This window comes from Streptomyces iakyrus, from assembly GCF_000717055.1.
In the GTDB taxonomy this organism is placed as follows: Bacteria; Actinomycetota; Actinomycetes; order Streptomycetales; family Streptomycetaceae; genus Streptomyces; species Streptomyces iakyrus.
This window is the reverse complement of record NZ_JNXI01000020.1, coordinates 64,301-78,633: the sequence shown is the minus strand read 5'-3', so window position 1 is coordinate 78,633 and position 14,333 is coordinate 64,301. Positions and strand designations below refer to the sequence as shown.

The 14,333-nt window shown below is 70.6% G+C and carries 15 protein-coding genes; 9 read left to right on the top strand and 6 right to left on the bottom strand.

Features of this window, described 5'->3' with window-relative positions; genetic code table 11:
* Window positions 1-13: 13 nt before the first annotated feature.
* Entirely contained in the window at window positions 14-1,393 is a 1,380-nt protein-coding gene (locus OO68_RS29435) for an MFS transporter (protein WP_033312218.1), read from the top strand.
* A gap of 9 nt (window positions 1,394-1,402) precedes the next feature.
* On the opposite strand, the gene OO68_RS29430 is transcribed toward OO68_RS29435, so the two are convergent.
* The gene (locus tag OO68_RS29430; RefSeq protein WP_033312217.1) at window positions 1,403-1,990 is read right to left on the bottom strand and encodes a Uma2 family endonuclease; all 588 of its coding nucleotides are present in this window, start codon (window positions 1,988-1,990) and stop codon (window positions 1,403-1,405) included.
* Window positions 1,991-2,086: 96 nt separating this feature from the next.
* Entirely contained in the window at window positions 2,087-2,608 is a 522-nt protein-coding gene (locus tag OO68_RS29425; RefSeq protein WP_033312216.1) for a GNAT family N-acetyltransferase, read from the bottom strand.
* Window positions 2,609-2,633: 25 nt separating this feature from the next.
* On the opposite strand from OO68_RS29425, the gene thpR reads away from it, so the two are divergent.
* The gene (thpR, locus tag OO68_RS29420) at window positions 2,634-3,206 is read left to right on the top strand and encodes an RNA 2',3'-cyclic phosphodiesterase (RefSeq protein WP_033312400.1); all 573 of its coding nucleotides are present in this window, start codon (window positions 2,634-2,636) and stop codon (window positions 3,204-3,206) included.
* Between the two features lie 216 nt (window positions 3,207-3,422).
* Here the strand turns inward: thpR and OO68_RS29415 are convergent, their stop codons facing one another.
* Entirely contained in the window at window positions 3,423-4,415 is a 993-nt protein-coding gene (locus OO68_RS29415; protein WP_033312215.1) for an aldo/keto reductase, read from the bottom strand.
* A gap of 93 nt (window positions 4,416-4,508) precedes the next feature.
* Here OO68_RS29415 and OO68_RS29410 point away from each other — a divergent pair, with 93 nt between their 5' ends.
* Complete coding sequence (locus OO68_RS29410; protein ID WP_033312214.1) at window positions 4,509-5,261, top strand: aminoglycoside nucleotidyltransferase ANT9; 753 nt, start codon at window positions 4,509-4,511, stop codon at window positions 5,259-5,261.
* Here the strand turns inward: OO68_RS29410 and OO68_RS29405 are convergent.
* The gene (locus tag OO68_RS29405) at window positions 5,249-5,923 is read right to left on the bottom strand and encodes a GDSL-type esterase/lipase family protein (protein WP_033312213.1); all 675 of its coding nucleotides are present in this window, start codon (window positions 5,921-5,923) and stop codon (window positions 5,249-5,251) included. The genes OO68_RS29410 and OO68_RS29405 overlap by 13 nt on opposite strands.
* Window positions 5,924-6,054: 131 nt before the next feature.
* Between OO68_RS29405 and OO68_RS29400 the strand changes: the two genes are divergently transcribed.
* Window positions 6,055-7,029: a thiol-disulfide oxidoreductase DCC family protein gene (locus OO68_RS29400; protein ID WP_033312212.1), complete on the top strand. Its 975-nt coding sequence runs from the start codon at window positions 6,055-6,057 to the stop codon at window positions 7,027-7,029.
* Between the two features lie 58 nt (window positions 7,030-7,087).
* On the opposite strand, the gene OO68_RS29395 is transcribed toward OO68_RS29400, so the two are convergent.
* Entirely contained in the window at window positions 7,088-7,555 is a 468-nt protein-coding gene (locus tag OO68_RS29395) for a MarR family winged helix-turn-helix transcriptional regulator (RefSeq protein ID WP_051814848.1), read from the bottom strand.
* A gap of 81 nt (window positions 7,556-7,636) precedes the next feature.
* On the opposite strand from OO68_RS29395, the gene OO68_RS29390 reads away from it, so the two are divergent.
* Entirely contained in the window at window positions 7,637-8,098 is a 462-nt protein-coding gene (locus OO68_RS29390) for an ester cyclase (protein WP_033312211.1), read from the top strand.
* 12 nt (window positions 8,099-8,110) lie between these two features.
* Here OO68_RS29390 and OO68_RS29385 read toward each other — a convergent pair whose 3' ends face one another.
* Window positions 8,111-8,884 (bottom strand): TetR/AcrR family transcriptional regulator, encoded by a 774-nt coding sequence (locus tag OO68_RS29385; RefSeq protein ID WP_033312210.1) that lies wholly within the window; start codon window positions 8,882-8,884, stop codon window positions 8,111-8,113.
* Between the two features lie 108 nt (window positions 8,885-8,992).
* On the opposite strand from OO68_RS29385, the gene OO68_RS29380 reads away from it, so the two are divergent.
* The 4 genes from OO68_RS29380 (at window position 8,993) to OO68_RS29365 (ending at window position 14,262) form a co-directional block, all read left to right on the top strand.
* Window positions 8,993-9,952 carry a daunorubicin resistance protein DrrA family ABC transporter ATP-binding protein gene (locus OO68_RS29380; protein WP_033312209.1) on the top strand — a complete coding sequence of 320 codons (960 nt, stop codon included), beginning with the start codon at window positions 8,993-8,995 and terminating at the stop codon, window positions 9,950-9,952.
* Window positions 9,949-10,767 (top strand): ABC transporter permease, encoded by an 819-nt coding sequence (locus OO68_RS29375; RefSeq protein ID WP_033312208.1) that lies wholly within the window; start codon window positions 9,949-9,951, stop codon window positions 10,765-10,767. The genes OO68_RS29380 and OO68_RS29375 overlap by 4 nt, the downstream gene beginning before the upstream one ends.
* Window positions 10,768-10,915: 148 nt before the next feature.
* Entirely contained in the window at window positions 10,916-12,427 is a 1,512-nt protein-coding gene (locus OO68_RS29370) for a cellulase family glycosylhydrolase (protein WP_033312207.1), read from the top strand.
* Between the two features lie 227 nt (window positions 12,428-12,654).
* Window positions 12,655-14,262 carry an alpha/beta hydrolase gene (locus OO68_RS29365; RefSeq protein WP_033312206.1) on the top strand — a complete coding sequence of 536 codons (1,608 nt, stop codon included), beginning with the start codon at window positions 12,655-12,657 and terminating at the stop codon, window positions 14,260-14,262.
* The last annotated feature ends 71 nt before the right edge of the window (window positions 14,263-14,333 follow it).

Genomic DNA, 14,333 nt, shown 5'->3' with positions numbered 1-14,333 from the left:
GGAGGCGAACCCTTTGAGTTCGGGAACCGGAGCAGCTTCCGCCCCCGCACCTGATCCCCACGACTCCCCGCCCGCTCCCGACGCACCCGCCTCCGCCCGGCCCGCCCGCAAGTCCTCGATGTTCTCCTCCCTGAAGGTGCGGAACTACCGCCTGTTCTTCATGGGGCAGGTCGTCTCCAACATCGGCACCTGGATGCAGCGCATCGCCCAGGACTGGCTGGTGCTCAGCCTCACCGGCTCCTCCGCCGCCGTCGGCATAACGACCGCGCTGCAGTTCCTGCCGATGCTGCTCTTCGGCCTCTACGGCGGCGTCCTCGTCGACCGGCTGCGCAAGCGGCCCACGCTGCTCGTGACGCAGACCTCGATGGCGCTCACCGCGATCGCCCTGGCCGTCCTCACCCTCACCGGGCAGGTCCAGGTGTGGCACGTGTACGTCGCCGCGTTCGCCGTCGGACTCGCCACCGTCGTGGACAACCCGGCCCGGCAGTCCTTCGTCTCCGAGCTGGTCGGCCCGGGGCAGCTGCAGAACGCCGTCAGCCTGAACTCGGCGAACTTCCAGTCCGCCCGGCTGGTCGGCCCCGCCGTCGCGGGCCTGCTCATCACCGGCGTCGGCACCGGCTACGCCTTCCTCTTCAACGGCCTGTCCTTCATCGCGCCGCTCACCGGCCTGCTGCTGATGCGCGCGCGCGAGCTGCACGTCGTGGAGCGTGCCCCGCGCGGCAAGGGACAGCTGCGCGCAGGCGTGCGTTACGTCACCGGCCGCCCGGAGCTGATCTGGCCGATCGTCCTGGTCGGCTTCGTCGGCACGTTCGCCTTCAACTTCCCCGTCTACCTGTCGGCCTTCGCGGACGACGTGTTCCAGGCGGGGGCGGGCGCCTACAGCATGTTCAACACGCTGATGGCGGTCGGCTCGGTCGCGGGCGCGCTGCTCGCCGCACGGCGGGGAACGGCCCGGCTGCGGCTGCTGATCATGGCGGCCATGGCCTTCGGCGCCCTGGAGATCCTGGCGGCGACGACCCCCACGCTGTGGATGTTCGCCCTGCTCATGGTCCCGCTGGGCCTGTTCGGCATGACCGTCAACGTCACGACGAACACCAGCATCCAGATGTCCACGGACCCGGCCATGCGCGGCCGTGTCATGGCCCTCTACATGATGGTCTTCCTCGGCGGCTCGCCGGTCGGCGCCCCGATCGTCGGCTGGATCACCGACACGTACGGCGCGCGGATCGGCCTCGCGGCCGGCGGCGCGGTGGCGGTGCTCGCCGCGGCGGTGATCGGCCTGGTCCTGGCCCGCGTCGGCAACCTGCGGCTGTCGGTGGGCTGGCACCGGGGGCACCCCCGCGTGCGGTTCGTGCCCCGGGAGCAGCAGGAGGCACTTGCCCCGGCGGCGTAGGGGACGGCTTCAGTCCCGGGGGAACTCACCGGTCTCCAGGACGAGCCCGACCACGGTGCCCGTCAGGTCGATCTCGTCCCCGAAGTCCAGGCTCAGCTCGCCCCGGTACTCGCCGTCCTTGGGCTTGGTGTGCAGATGCCAGCGGCCGGTGTACGGATCCACGATCAGGTACACCGGCACACCGGCGGCGGCGTAGGCGTCTTTCTTGGGGCCGTAGTCGTTGGCGCCGGTCTTCCTGGAGATCACCCCGGCGACGAACTCGACGTCCTGGTAGCGCCACAGGCCCTTGGCGTTCTTCGCCGCGCCCTCCGTCATCACGGTGATGTCGGAGGCGAAGCCGTTGAGGTGGCCCGGGTAGTCGACGCGTACGTCGGACTTCACGCGCTTGCGCGGGTACTTGCTGCGCAACTGGTCGTAGATGTCCGCGATGATGTCCCAGTGGGTGTCCCGCTGAGGCGCCATGAAGATGTTCCCCCCGACGATCTCGACCTTGTAGCCCTCGGGGACCGGCATCGTCTCCACCCACTCGAACATCGTGTCGAGGGTGAGTTCACCGCTGCTGTCGGCCATCTCGATCCTGTCTGCAAGGACGGTCATCGTGGCGCTCCTCCCCGGCCGCACTCGCGGATGGAGCCGGCCGCGCAGTACAACGATACGCACGGTGACCTGGACACGCCCGGCTCCGGGGGCCGCCTATACCCGCCGGGCCAGCAGCTGGCCGGGCCAGTGGTTCTCGCCGACCGTGAAGGCCTCGGTGCGGGTGAAGCCGTTGGACTCGTAGTAACGGACGAGCTTGCCGTCGTCGCCGGCGTAGCAGTCGACGCGCAGGAGGGAGATCCCGGCGCGGCGGGTCTCCTCGGCGGCGTGGGCCAGCAGGGCGCTGCCCACACCGTGCCCCTTGAAGCGGCGGTCGGAGGCCAGCCAGTGGATGTAGCGCTCGGGTTCGCCGGGTGGCGCGAGGTCGGACAGGTAGGCGCCCGCCGAGCCGGTGAGGGTGAGGGTGCCGGCCGGGACGCCGTCGGCGTCGGCCATGTACACGCTGCCTTCCGTCATGTACCGGCGGACCGACTCCACCGTCTTCGGGCTCTGGGACAGGGGCTGCGTCCCCCACTGCCCCGTGCGCCCCTGTGAGACCAGCCACTCCACACAGCTGTCGAGCATGCCGAGTATCGCGGGAATGTCGTCGGGCCCGCCGTCCCGGATGGTGATCCGCATGGCCTCATGGTGCCAGGCTGGCCCCATGAGACTCTTCGCGGCCGTGCTGCCCCCTGACGACGTCTGCCGTGAACTCGGCGATGTGGTCGACTCGTTGCGCGCGCTGCCCGGGGCCGACGGCATGCGCTGGACCGGCCGTCCCGGCTGGCACTTCACTCTCGCGTTCTACGGTGAGGTCGACGACGGTGTCGTCCCGGAGCTGGCGGAGCGGCTGGAGCGGGCCGCGCGCCGGACCGAGCCGTTCTCGCTGGCCGTGCGGGGTGGCGGGCAGTTCGGGCACGGGAGGGCGTTGTGGGCGGGGGCCGAGGGGGACCTGGCGGCCCTCCGGCTGCTGGCCGAGCGGGCCGAGGCGGCCGCGCGCAAGGCCGGGGTGCCGATGGGGGAGCACCGGCGGTACAAGGCCCATCTGACCGTGGCGCGGAGCAGGGAGGCGAGGGACGTGCGGGCGTTCCTGGACGCGCTCGCGGGATTCACGGGCCGGAGCTGGAGCGTGCGGGAGCTGTGCCTGGTGCGGAGCATTCTGCCGACGTCGGGGGTTGCGGGGGAGCAGCCCCGGTACGAGGCGGTCGGGCGCTGGCCGCTCGGGGGAGCCGGTTAGGCTCGGTGTCGTGGACCCGAAAACCCGCAACCGGATCATGGCCGGTGTGCTTGTGCTGATGTTCCTCGTCGTCGCCTTGGCTTCCGTGCTCGGGAGGTAGGGCGGCGGGGGCTGCGGTCGGTTGTTTCTTCGGCATCAGGCCGGTGGGGGCTGGTCGCGCAGTTCCCCGCGCCCCTTGAGGGGCGCGGGGGCTTCCGCGCCCCTCAAGGGGTGGGACTACCAGGCGAAAGCCTCCGGGCTCGGGCCCGGGCCCGGGAAGATGTCGTCCAGGGCGGTCAGGAGGTCCTCGGACAGTTCCAGCTCGGACGCGCGGACGGCGGAGGCGAGCTGTTCGGCGGTGCGCGGGCCGACGATCGGGCCGGTCACGCCGGGGCGGGTCAGCAGCCAGGCCAGGGCGGCCTCGCCGGGCTCGATGCCGTGCTTGTCGAGCAGGTCCTCGTAGGACTGGATCTGTGCGCGCGTGGCGGGGTCGTTGAGCGCGTCGGCCGCACGGCCGGACGCGCGGCGCTTGCCCTCGATCTCCTTCTTGAGGACGCCGCCCAGCAGACCGCCGTGCAGGGGCGACCACGGGATGACGCCCAGGCCGTACTCCTGCGCGGCCGGGACGACCTCCATCTCGGCGCGCCGCTCGGCGAGGTTGTACAGGCACTGCTCGCTGACCAGACCGATGGTCCCGCCGCGCCGGGCAGCGATCTCGTTGGCCTGGGCGATCTTGTAGCCGGGGAAGTTCGACGAGCCGACGTAGAGGATCTTGCCCTGCTGGACCAGGACGTCGATCGCCTGCCAGATCTCGTCGAAGGGGGTGGCCCGGTCGACGTGGTGGAACTGGTAGACGTCGATGTAGTCGGTCTGGAGCCGCTTGAGGCTGGCGTCCACGGCCCGCCGGATGTTGACCGCGGAGAGCTTGTCGTGGTTGGGCCAGGCCGGGCCGTCGGCGCCCATGTTGCCGTAGACCTTCGTGGCGAGGACAACCTTGTCGCGGCGTCCCTCGCCCTGCGCGAACCAGTTGCCGATGATGCTCTCGGTGCGGCCCTTGTTCTCGCCCCAGCCGTACACGTTGGCGGTGTCGAAGAAGTTGATGCCTGCGTCCAGCGCCGCGTCCATGATGGCGTGGCTGTCGGCCTCGTCGGTCTGGGGGCCGAAGTTCATGGTGCCGAGGACGAGCCGGCTGACCTTGAGTCCCGTGCGTCCGAGCTGCGTGTACTTCATGGTCCCCAAGCCAACGTCTTGAAGTGCGCTCCAAGCAAGCACGAAATCCGGGCCGGTACGGTGACCACGACACGACACGGAGGTCGAGCGCATATGTCCGAGCAGCCGCACACCGGCCACCTCGTGCAGCTCCTCCAAGCCACCTTCGGTGACTCCCTCCTCGGCGTCTACCTGCACGGCTCCGCCGCCCTCGGCGGCCTGCGTCCGCACAGTGACGTGGACGTCCTGGCCGTGGTGCGGGAGCCGACCGGTCATGAGCAACGCCGTCTGCTCGTGGAGGAGTTGCTGAAGGTCTCCGGGATGGGGGAGGGGCTGCGGCCCGTCGAGCTGACCGTCGTCGTGCAGGACGGTGTACGGCCCTGGCGGTATCCCCCCGCCTGCGAGTTCCTGTACGGCGAGTGGCTGCGGGAGGACTTCGAGCGCGGGCGGACCCCGGCCCCCGGGCCGAACCCCGACCTCGCCCCCGTCCTCACCATGGTGCTGCTCGCCGACGCTCCGCTGCTGGGGCCCGGGCCCGCCGAACTGCTCGACCCGGTTCCGGCCGCCGACCTCCGGCGGGCGATCGTCGCCGGAGTGCCCGAGCTGATGGAGGAACTCGCGACCGACACCCGGAACGTACTGCTCACCCTGGCCCGCGTGTGGAGCACCCTCGGCACCGGAGACATCCGGTCCAAGGACGCCGCCGCCGCATGGGCCGCCGCCCGGCTGCCCGCCGGGCACCGGCCGGTCCTCGCCCGTGCCCGGGCCGTCTACCTCGGGGAGGAGGACGAGGGGTGGGGCGGCCTCGACGTCCGGTCCTGTGCGGAGTACCTGGTCCGGGTGATCGGGGAGAGCTACTCCTCGTAAGGACCGGCCAGGTCCCAGCCCTGGTGCATCGCCTCCGCGAAGGCCGCCGCGATCTTGTGCTCGCCACTCGCGTTGGGGTGGGTGCCGTCGTAGGTGTCGGTGGTGACGTCGTACGACGTCGGGGGCGAGGCCAGGAGGACGGGGGAGCCGGGCTCGTCGAGGTCGGCTGCCGTCTTGGCGAGGAGTTCGTTGAAGCGGGCGACCTCGACGGCGAAAGCCGCGTCCGTCCGGGCGCGCACGTTCGGGGTCACCGGCAGCCACACCATCCGCACCCGGCGGTTCGCCGCCCGTGCCTCGGCCGCGAAGGCCCGGACGTTCTCCGCGGTCTGCTCGGCGTTCGTGTAGAAGCCGAGGTCGATCAGGCCCAGGGAGACCAGGAGGATGTCCGCGCGGTACGACCGCACCGCGTCACCGATCAGCGGCGCCATGTGCTGCCAGCCCTCGCCCCAGCCGGCCAGGTGCGCGCGCGGGAAGTCCGGTTCGGCGTAGGCGTACGACACCGGGGCCTCGGCGAGCTTGTCGTAGAGCGTCTCGCGCGGCCCGACGAGGGTGAAGGGGCCGCCGTAGGAACGGCACAGGTGCTGCCACAGCCGGTAGCGCCACGTGTGTTCGCCCGTGCTCCCGATCGTCATGGAGTCACCGACGGGCATCAACCTGAGCATCCGCTCATCATGAACGATCAGGTCGCCCGGCGGGGTGTGAGTCGGGCCACGCCCGGTGTCCGGCCCGCTCCTTGATCCCCCGCCCCGGTGAACCGCCGCTGAAGCGCCGGGCGGGATGGCAGGCTTGGGGCATGCGCAGACCGTTCGCCCTTCTCGCCGCGGCCCTCCTCACGGGCGCCTTCGCCGTGCCCGCCTCCGCCGCCGACGGCGACGAGAAGTTCACGATCAAGGACCCGCGCATCACCGAGTCCAGCGGGCTGGCCGCCTCGCGGCAGCACCCCGGCGTCTACTGGACGCACAACGACAGCGACGACGGGGCGTACCTCTACGCCGTCGACGGCGCGACGGGCGAGACGGTCGCCACGATCACCATGTCCGGCGTGGGCAGCCCGCGCGACGTCGAGGCCGTCTCCATCGGACCGGACGGCCAGATCTACGTCGGCGACATCGGCGACAACCTCGGTGGCACCTGGCCGTACGTGTGGATCTACCGGCTGCCCGAGCCGAAGAACCTGCGCGACCAGACGATCAAGGCCACGCAGTACGTCGTGAAGTACTCCGACGGCGCGCGGGACGCCGAGTCGCTCGTCGTGCACCCGAAGACCGGCCGCGTCTACATCGTCGACAAGAACGAGAAGGGCGGGCACCTGTACGAAGGCCCGGCCCGGCTCTCCCCGTCCGGGTCGAACACGTTCAAGCCCGTCGCGGCCGTCCCCGACCTGGAGGCCACCGACGCCACGCTCTCCCCGGACGGCGAACACCTCGTCGTACGCAGCTACTTCGGCGCGATCGCGTACGACTGGAACGGCGGGAAGATCAAGAAGAAGGAACGGCTCGGCGTGCCGTTCCTGGGGCAGGGGGAGTCCGTCACCTACACGGCGGACGGCAAGAAGCTGATGTACGGCGCCGAAGGGGCGGAGAGCCCGGTGGAGCCGCAGGACGCCCCGGGCGGTGGCGGGTCCGACTCGGCTTCGGGGAGCGGGAGTTCGGCCACGTCCGACGGCGGGGGAGACGGGTTGAGCGGCAACCTCAAGACCGGCGCGATCGCCGCGGGTGCCGTGCTGATCGCCCTGTTCGGCCTGCGGCGGCTGATGCGCAGAGGCTAGCCCTCCCGCGTCCCGGGCATGGCGCCGCGTCCCGGGGCTACGGCCCTCGCGTCCCGGGCTACCGCCCCCGCAGCCGTGCTGCCTGCGCGGATCCCACCTCCGTGGAGCGGCGCAGGTAGCGCTCGATCACCCGGAGTTCCTCATCGCCGAACTCGGCGAGGAGTGCGGCGAAGGCGTCGCCGGGGGCGTCCCACGCGGCTTCGGCCTCCGGTGCGCGCCGGGCGGTGAGCGACACACGGGTCCGTCTGCGGTCGTGAGGGTCGGGCCTCCGCTCCACCAGCCCGGCCCGTTCCAGCCGGTCGACGAGCCGCGTGGCCGAACCCGAGGTGAGGCCGGTCAGTTCGGCGATCTGCCCCGTGGTGAGGGGCTCGGGTTCGAGACCGAGCAGGCTCACGCACTGCAGATCCGTCGGATGCAGTCCCAGCCGGTCCGCCATGGCCTGGTTGAAGAGGCTGTACGCGGCGTGCTGCCGCCGGGCGGCCACGGCGACGGCGGCGATCAGGCCCTCGCGATTCCCGATTGACACGGCTCGGCACCCTCTCCTTCAATTCACTGCATCACGCAGATACTTCGTGACGCAGATAATACTCCACCGAAGGAGCGCAGCATGAGCACCCTGTCCGGCGAGCGGATGAGCGAGCTGTACGGTCACTGGACCGCGTTATGGCGTGGTGACTTCACCCGGGCCGGCGAGATCCTCGATCCCGGCTTCGTCGTGCACCAGGCGCGGCCCGACGGCAGCGACTCGGAAGCGGTGACGGGTCCGGCCCGGCTGCTCCCCGAGATCGAGCAGACCATGGCGGTGTTCGGGGACATCGTCCTCACCGTGGACCTCGGGCCGATCGTCCAGGGCGACCTGATCGCGGCGCGCTGGACGCTCCGCGCCCGCTACGCGGGCGGCCTCGACCACGCCACGGCCCCGGTCGGAACCCCTGTCGCCTTTAGCGGCCATGACATCCTGCGGGTCTTCGGCGGCAGGTTCGTCGAGTACTGGACCTGCACCGATGTCCTGGCCGGCCTCGCGCAGCTCGGCGCCGTCTCCGGCCCCAACGGCCCGGCCCGGTCCTGACGTCCCGGGCCCCTACGCCCTGCGCGCCGCGACGAGGACCTCCAGCCCGTCCAGGATCCGCTGGAGCCCGAACTCGAAGTGGTCGAAGTCCGTGCCGAAGGCGTCCTCGGAGAGTGATGCCATGACCGGGTAACGGCCCGACGCCATGGCCTTCTCCAGCATCGGCACCTGCGCCTGCCAGAACTCGGCGTCCGTCAGGCCCGTCCGGCGCTCCGCCTCCTGCTCGTACAGCTGCGAACGCGCGGCCCCCACGACGTACCCGTCGATCATGATGATCGCCGAGACCAGTTCGGGGTCGCTCAGCCCCATCGGGCGGATCAGGGACAGCACCTTCTCCATGCCGTCGAGGGCGCTCGGGCCGAGGATCGGGCGGGACTGGTTGACCTGGAGCAGCCAGGGGTGGCGGCGGTAGAGGGCCAGGGTCGAGCGGGCCAGGGCCTCCAGGGCCGCGCGCCAGCCGCCGTCGCCCGGGTCGGCCGGGTTCTCCGAGGGGCGCTGCACCCGGTCCAGCATGAGGTCGAGCAGCTCGCTCTTGCCGGGCACGTACCGGTACAGCGACATGGTGCCGGTGCCGAGTTCGGCGGCGACACGGCGCATGGACAGCCCTTGAAGCCCCTCGGCGTCTGCGATCTGGACGGCCGCCTCCACGATCCGGTCCAGGGTCAGACCCGGTTTCGGACCGCGGCTGGGGCGGCGGCCGGTGTCCCACAGCAGTTCGAGGGTGCGGGTGATGTCGCCGCTGCCGCTGGTTTCCGTACCGCCCGTGCCACTCGTGCCGCTCGTCATGGAGCCCAGCTTAGGTCCCCGCGAAAAAACTGGGTACGGCGTACGCGTAATCGGGTACGCTGTACTCAGTTCGGGCCGGCGGGGCACGGACGCACGGGAGGGGGCGGCATGGACGGATACGCGGTGCGGGCCGAGGCGCTGGAGAAGCGGTACGGCGAGAAGCGCGCGCTCGACGGCTTCGACCTGGCGGTGCGCGAGGGGACGGTGCACGGCCTGCTCGGGCCGAACGGGGCGGGCAAGACCACTGCCGTCCGCATCCTGTCCACGCTGATCCGGCTGGACGGGGGCAGGGCGACGGTCGCCGGTCTCGACGTGGCCCGGCAGCCGCGCGAGGTCCGGGCCCGGATCGGGCTCACCGGCCAGTACGCGGCGGTGGACGAGGTGCTCACCGGCCGGCAGAACCTGGAGATGTTCGGCCGCCTGTTCCACCTGGGCGGGAAGCGGGCCCGGCTGCGGGCGACCGAGCTGCTGGAGCAGTTCGACCTGACCGACGCCGGCGACCGGGGCGTCGCCAAGTACAGCGGCGGCATGCGGCGCCGCCTCGACCTCGCGGCGTCCATGATCCTAGCCCCGGCCGTCCTCTTCCTCGACGAGCCGACGACCGGTCTCGACCCCCGCAGCCGGGGCGAAGTCTGGGACTCCGTACGGGCGTTGGTGGCCGGCGGCACGACCGTGCTGCTGACCACGCAGTACCTGGAGGAGGCCGACAAGCTCGCCTCGCACATCACCGTCATCGACCAGGGGCGGGCCATCGCCGACGACACCCCGGACGGGCTGAAGAACCTGGTCGGCGGCGACCGCATCGAGGTCGTGGTCGCCGAGCGGTCCGAGATCCAGCGCGTGGTGAAGGTCGTCGCCCGGGTCACGGACGGCGAACCCGAGGCCGACGAGACGGAGTTGCGGGTGCACGCCCCGGTCGCCGACCGGGTCACCGCCCTCACCGAGGTCGCCCGGACCCTCCAGGACGAGGGGGTCCGCGTCGAGGACATCGGGCTGCGCAGGCCGAGCCTCGACGACGTGTTCCTGCGCCTGACCGGCCACCGCACCGAGAAGGAGTCCGCGGCATGAGCGCCACCGACCTGAGCACACCCGGCATGCGGGGCGCCGCCTACTGGCTCCTCGCCGACTGCTGGAACATCGTCCGCCGCGGCCTGACCCACTACCAGCGCCAGCCGGTCAACATCGCCTGGCAGCTGGGCTTCCCGATCATGTCCGTGCTGCTCTACGGCTATGTCTTCGGCAGCGCCATGAAGGTGCCGGGCGGCGGGGACTACAACGACTTCCTGATGCCGGGCATGTTCGCGATGACCATGGCGTTCGGCTTCATCAACACCGCGACCGTCGTGGTCTACGACTCCACCAAGGGCGTTATCGACCGCTTCCGCTCGATGCCGATGGCCTCCTCGGCCGTGGTGGCCGGGCGCGGGGTCACCGACATCATCGTCGCCTGCGCCGAGTTGGCGATCATGATGCTGACCGCGCTCGCCATGGGCTGGCGGCCGGACGGCGGCGTGGGTTTCCTCGGCGCGTTCGGGCTGCTGCTGTGGCTGCGCTTCTCGCTGATCTGGATCGGGGTGTGGCTGGGCCTGATCGTGCCCAACCCGGAGGCTGCGGGCGGCCTCTTCGCGGTCGCCTTCCCCTTCACGATGATCTCCAGCATCTTCGTCGCGCCGCAGCTCATGCCCGACTGGCTCGGCTGGGTGGCGGTCTGGAACCCGATCTCCTCCACGGCGGCGGCGACCCGCGAGCTGTTCGGCAATCCGGTCGGCGGCGACACCTGGGTCGAGCAGCACGCGCTGCTGATGGCCGGGGTGTGGCCGGTGATCCTGACGGCGGTCTTCCTGCCGCTGGCCGTACGGCGGTTCAAGAAGCTGAGCCGGTAGCGGTCGCAGAGGCCGCGCACCTCCCAGGGTCTTGACGTGCTCATGTTGCGTCAGTTCTCTGGGAGGTGCGCGGCATGATGGGAGCGCTCCCAGTCAGTTCCGGGTGCCGTGCCTCACCGTCCCCGGAGGACCGAGAGGAAGCAGCCACATGTTCCGCACTCTGCGCAGAGCGCTGTGTGTTGCCGCGGCGCTCCTGTTACCGCTGGCCGGCGTGCAGTCGGCACGGGCCGATGCCGCCGACGAGGCCGCCGGCGCCGGCTACTGGCACACCAGCGGCCGGCAGATCCTGGACGCGGCCGGGAAGCCCGTCCGTATCGCCGGAGTCAACTGGTTCGGCTTCGAGACCGCCAACCACGTCGTCCACGGCCTGTGGGCCCGCGACTACAAAAGCATGATCGACCAGATGAAGTCGCTGGGCTACAACACCATCCGCATGCCCTACAGCGACGACATCCTCAAGCCCGGCACCATGCCGGACAGCATCAGCCACGACGGCAAGAACACGGACCTGCGCGGGCTGACCTCCCTCCAGGTCCTGGACAGGATCGTCGCCTACGCGGGCCAGTCCGGCCTGAAGATCGTCCTGGACCGGCACCGGCCGGACGCGGCGGGCCAGTCGGCGCTCTGGTACACGGCGTCGGTCCCCGAGTCGACGTGGATCACCAACCTCAAGGAGCTGGCGGCGCGTTACAAGGGCAACTCCACGGTGATCGGCATCGACCTGCACAACGAGCCCCACGACCCGGCCTGCTGGGGCTGCGGCGACACCTCCCGCGACTGGCGCCTCGCGGCCCAGCGCGCGGGGAACGCGGTCCTGTCGGCCAACCCCGAGCTGCTGATCATGGTCGAGGGCGTGCAGTCGTACAACGGCACGAACGGCTGGTGGGGCGGCAACCTGATGGGCGTGGCCCAGTACCCGGTCCAACTGGACGTCCCGAACCGGCTGGTGTACTCGGCGCACGACTACGCGACCTCGGTGGCCCAGCAGTCCTGGTTCTCCGACCCGTCCTTCCCCGCCAACATGCCGGGGATCTGGGACAAGTACTGGGGCTACATCTTCAAGCAGAACATCGCCCCGGTGTGGCTCGGCGAGTTCGGTACGACGCTCCAGCCCTCGGTGGACCAGAAGTGGCTGGCCGAGCTGGTGAAGTACCTGCGCTCGACGTCCGCGTACAGGGCCGACGGCTTCCACTGGACATTCTGGTCCTGGAACCCCAACTCCGGTGACACCGGCGGCATCCTGAAGGACGACTGGCAGACGGTCGACACGGTGAAGGACGGGTACCTGGCGTCGGTCAAGGCCCCGGGCTTCGACCCCGGCCCCGGCCCGGGCGGTCCCGGCGACCCCGGAGGCGGCAACGCCACGTGCTCCGCCGCGTACACGCTCGGCGGCGACTGGGGCGGCGGGTTCAACGCCGAGGTGAAGGTGACCAACACGGGCACGCTGCCCCTGAAGTCCTGGAAGGTGACGTGGACGTGGAGCGGCTCGCAGAAGGTCACGAACATGTGGAACGCGACGCACACCCAGAACGGAGCGACCGTCACCGCGCTCAACGCGGCGCACAACGGGAGTGTCCCGGTGGGAGGTTCGACGAGCTTCGGCCTCGGTGGTGCGCCAGGGGGCGGAGGTGCGACGGGGGTGAGTTGCACGGCGACGTGACCGCGCGGTGAGTGGGGCGCCCGGTGTCCGCCGGGCGTACCCATGCCGGGGGTGTGTCCGGATTGCCGGAACTCCCCCTATCTGAGGGGTGCCTGTGAGCAGGCTATGACTCGATTCGGTCAAGTCTTGGTCGAATCCGTACGTGTGCGGCGCGCTCTTCCGAAACGATGCGGCACGGCCCGTGTCACTCACGGGCCCGACCCCCCTCACCGTTGCGAGAGAACTCCATGAGAAGAAGCGCAGCCGTACTGTGCGGCGTCACGGTCGTCCTGGCCGGGACGCTCGCCGCCGCCCCCGCCAACGCCGGGGCGGCCCACTCCGCGAACACCGCCGCCCTGACGACCGCCGCGGCGAAGATCACATGGAAGAAGTGCGGTACGGACGACGCCCCGACGCTCCAGTGCGCGTCGTTGAAGGTGCCGCTCGACTACGCGAAGCCGCGGGGGAAGCAGATCACACTGGCGCTGTCCCGTGTGCCGCACACCGCCCCGAAGTCCCAGGGCCCGCTGCTCGTCAACCCCGGCGGCCCCGGTGGCAGCGGTCTGTCGCTGGCCCCGTTCGTCGCGTCGTCCCTGCCCAAGGAGGTCGCGGCCCAGTACGACGTCATCGGCTTCGACCCGCGCGGAGTGGGCGAGAGCCAGCCCGCCCTGGACTGCAAGCCGGGCCACTTCGACCCGGTCCGCCCCGACTCCGTACCCAGCACCCCGGCGCTCGAGAAGGCCAATCTCGCGCGCGCCAAGTCCTTCGCCCAGGCCTGCGGCACGAAGTACAAGGACGTCCTGCCGTACATCGACACGGTCAGCGCCGTGAAGGACATGGACTCCATCCGCAAGGCCCTCGGCGCACCGAAGATCAACTACTTCGGCTACTCGTACGGCACCTACCTGGGCGCGGTCTACGCCAAGCTGTTCCCCGAGCGGGTGCGGCGCCTGGTGCTGGACTCGATCGTCGACCCGACCGGCGTCTGGTACGACGACAACATCCAGCAGGACTACGCCTTCGACAAGCGCCACAAGGCGCTCATGGCGTGGATAGCCAAGTACAACGGCACCTACAAGCTCGGCACCGACCCGAAGAAGATCGAGGCCAAGTGGTACGCCATGCGGGCGGCCCTGGCCAAGAAGCCCGCGGGCGGCAAGGTGGGCGCCTCCGAGCTGGAGGACATCTTCCTGCCCGGCGGCTACAACAACGGCTACTGGCCCACGCTCGCCCAGACGTTCGCGGCCTACGTCAACGACCACGACACCGCCGCGCTGGTCGAGGCCTACGACAACATCGCGGCGATCGACGCCTCCGGCGACAACGGCTACAGCGTCTACACCTCCGTGCAGTGCCGTGACGCGTCCTGGCCGCGCGACTGGAAGCAGTGGCGCAAGGACAACTGGGCGGTGTACGAGAAGGCCCCGTTCATGGCCTGGAACAACGCCTGGTACAACGCACCGTGCGCGTTCTGGCCGACGAAGACGCTGAAGCCGGTGAACGTCTCCAACAGCAAGCTCCCGCCGGTGCTGCTGTTCCAGGCGACGGACGACGCGGCCACGCCCTACCAGGGCGGTGTCACCATGCACCGGCTGCTGAAGGGCTCCAGCCTGGTGGTGGAGCAGGGCGGCGGCAACCACGGCATCACGCTGAGCGGCAACGCCTGCCTCGACAAGCACCTCGCCACGTACCTGACCAACGGCAAGGTTCCGCACGGCAGCGGCGTGGCCGATGCCGTCTGCAAGAAGAACCCCGACCCGAAGCCGCAGCCGGCGGCGCAGGCGCCGAGCACGCCGCAGCCCGCCGTCGCGGCGGTGGGTGAGGGCCTGCGGGGGATCCTGGGGTTCAACCGGTGAGTTCTGCCGGCTGAGCATCGACCGATGTGACAGGAGAGGCGCCCGGGGTTTCCCGGGCGCCTCTCGCGCGC

Coding starts and splice junctions, on each gene's coding strand:
- OO68_RS29370 (WP_033312207.1), top strand. CDS start 10,916: ATGTTCCGCACTCTGCGCAGAGCGCTGTGTGTTGCCGCGGCGCTCCTG.
- OO68_RS29365 (WP_033312206.1), top strand. CDS start 12,655: ATGAGAAGAAGCGCAGCCGTACTGTGCGGCGTCACGGTCGTCCTGGCC.
- OO68_RS29375 (WP_033312208.1), top strand. CDS start 9,949: ATGAGCGCCACCGACCTGAGCACACCCGGCATGCGGGGCGCCGCCTAC.
- thpR (WP_033312400.1), top strand. CDS start 2,634: ATGAGACTCTTCGCGGCCGTGCTGCCCCCTGACGACGTCTGCCGTGAA.
- OO68_RS29425 (WP_033312216.1), bottom strand. CDS start 2,608: ATGCGGATCACCATCCGGGACGGCGGGCCCGACGACATTCCCGCGATA.
- OO68_RS29390 (WP_033312211.1), top strand. CDS start 7,637: ATGAGCACCCTGTCCGGCGAGCGGATGAGCGAGCTGTACGGTCACTGG.
- OO68_RS29385 (WP_033312210.1), bottom strand. CDS start 8,884: ATGACGAGCGGCACGAGTGGCACGGGCGGTACGGAAACCAGCGGCAGC.
- OO68_RS29430 (WP_033312217.1), bottom strand. CDS start 1,990: ATGACCGTCCTTGCAGACAGGATCGAGATGGCCGACAGCAGCGGTGAA.
- OO68_RS29410 (WP_033312214.1), top strand. CDS start 4,509: ATGTCCGAGCAGCCGCACACCGGCCACCTCGTGCAGCTCCTCCAAGCC.
- OO68_RS29400 (WP_033312212.1), top strand. CDS start 6,055: ATGCGCAGACCGTTCGCCCTTCTCGCCGCGGCCCTCCTCACGGGCGCC.
- OO68_RS29380 (WP_033312209.1), top strand. CDS start 8,993: ATGGACGGATACGCGGTGCGGGCCGAGGCGCTGGAGAAGCGGTACGGC.
- OO68_RS29405 (WP_033312213.1), bottom strand. CDS start 5,923: ATGCTCAGGTTGATGCCCGTCGGTGACTCCATGACGATCGGGAGCACG.
- OO68_RS29415 (WP_033312215.1), bottom strand. CDS start 4,415: ATGAAGTACACGCAGCTCGGACGCACGGGACTCAAGGTCAGCCGGCTC.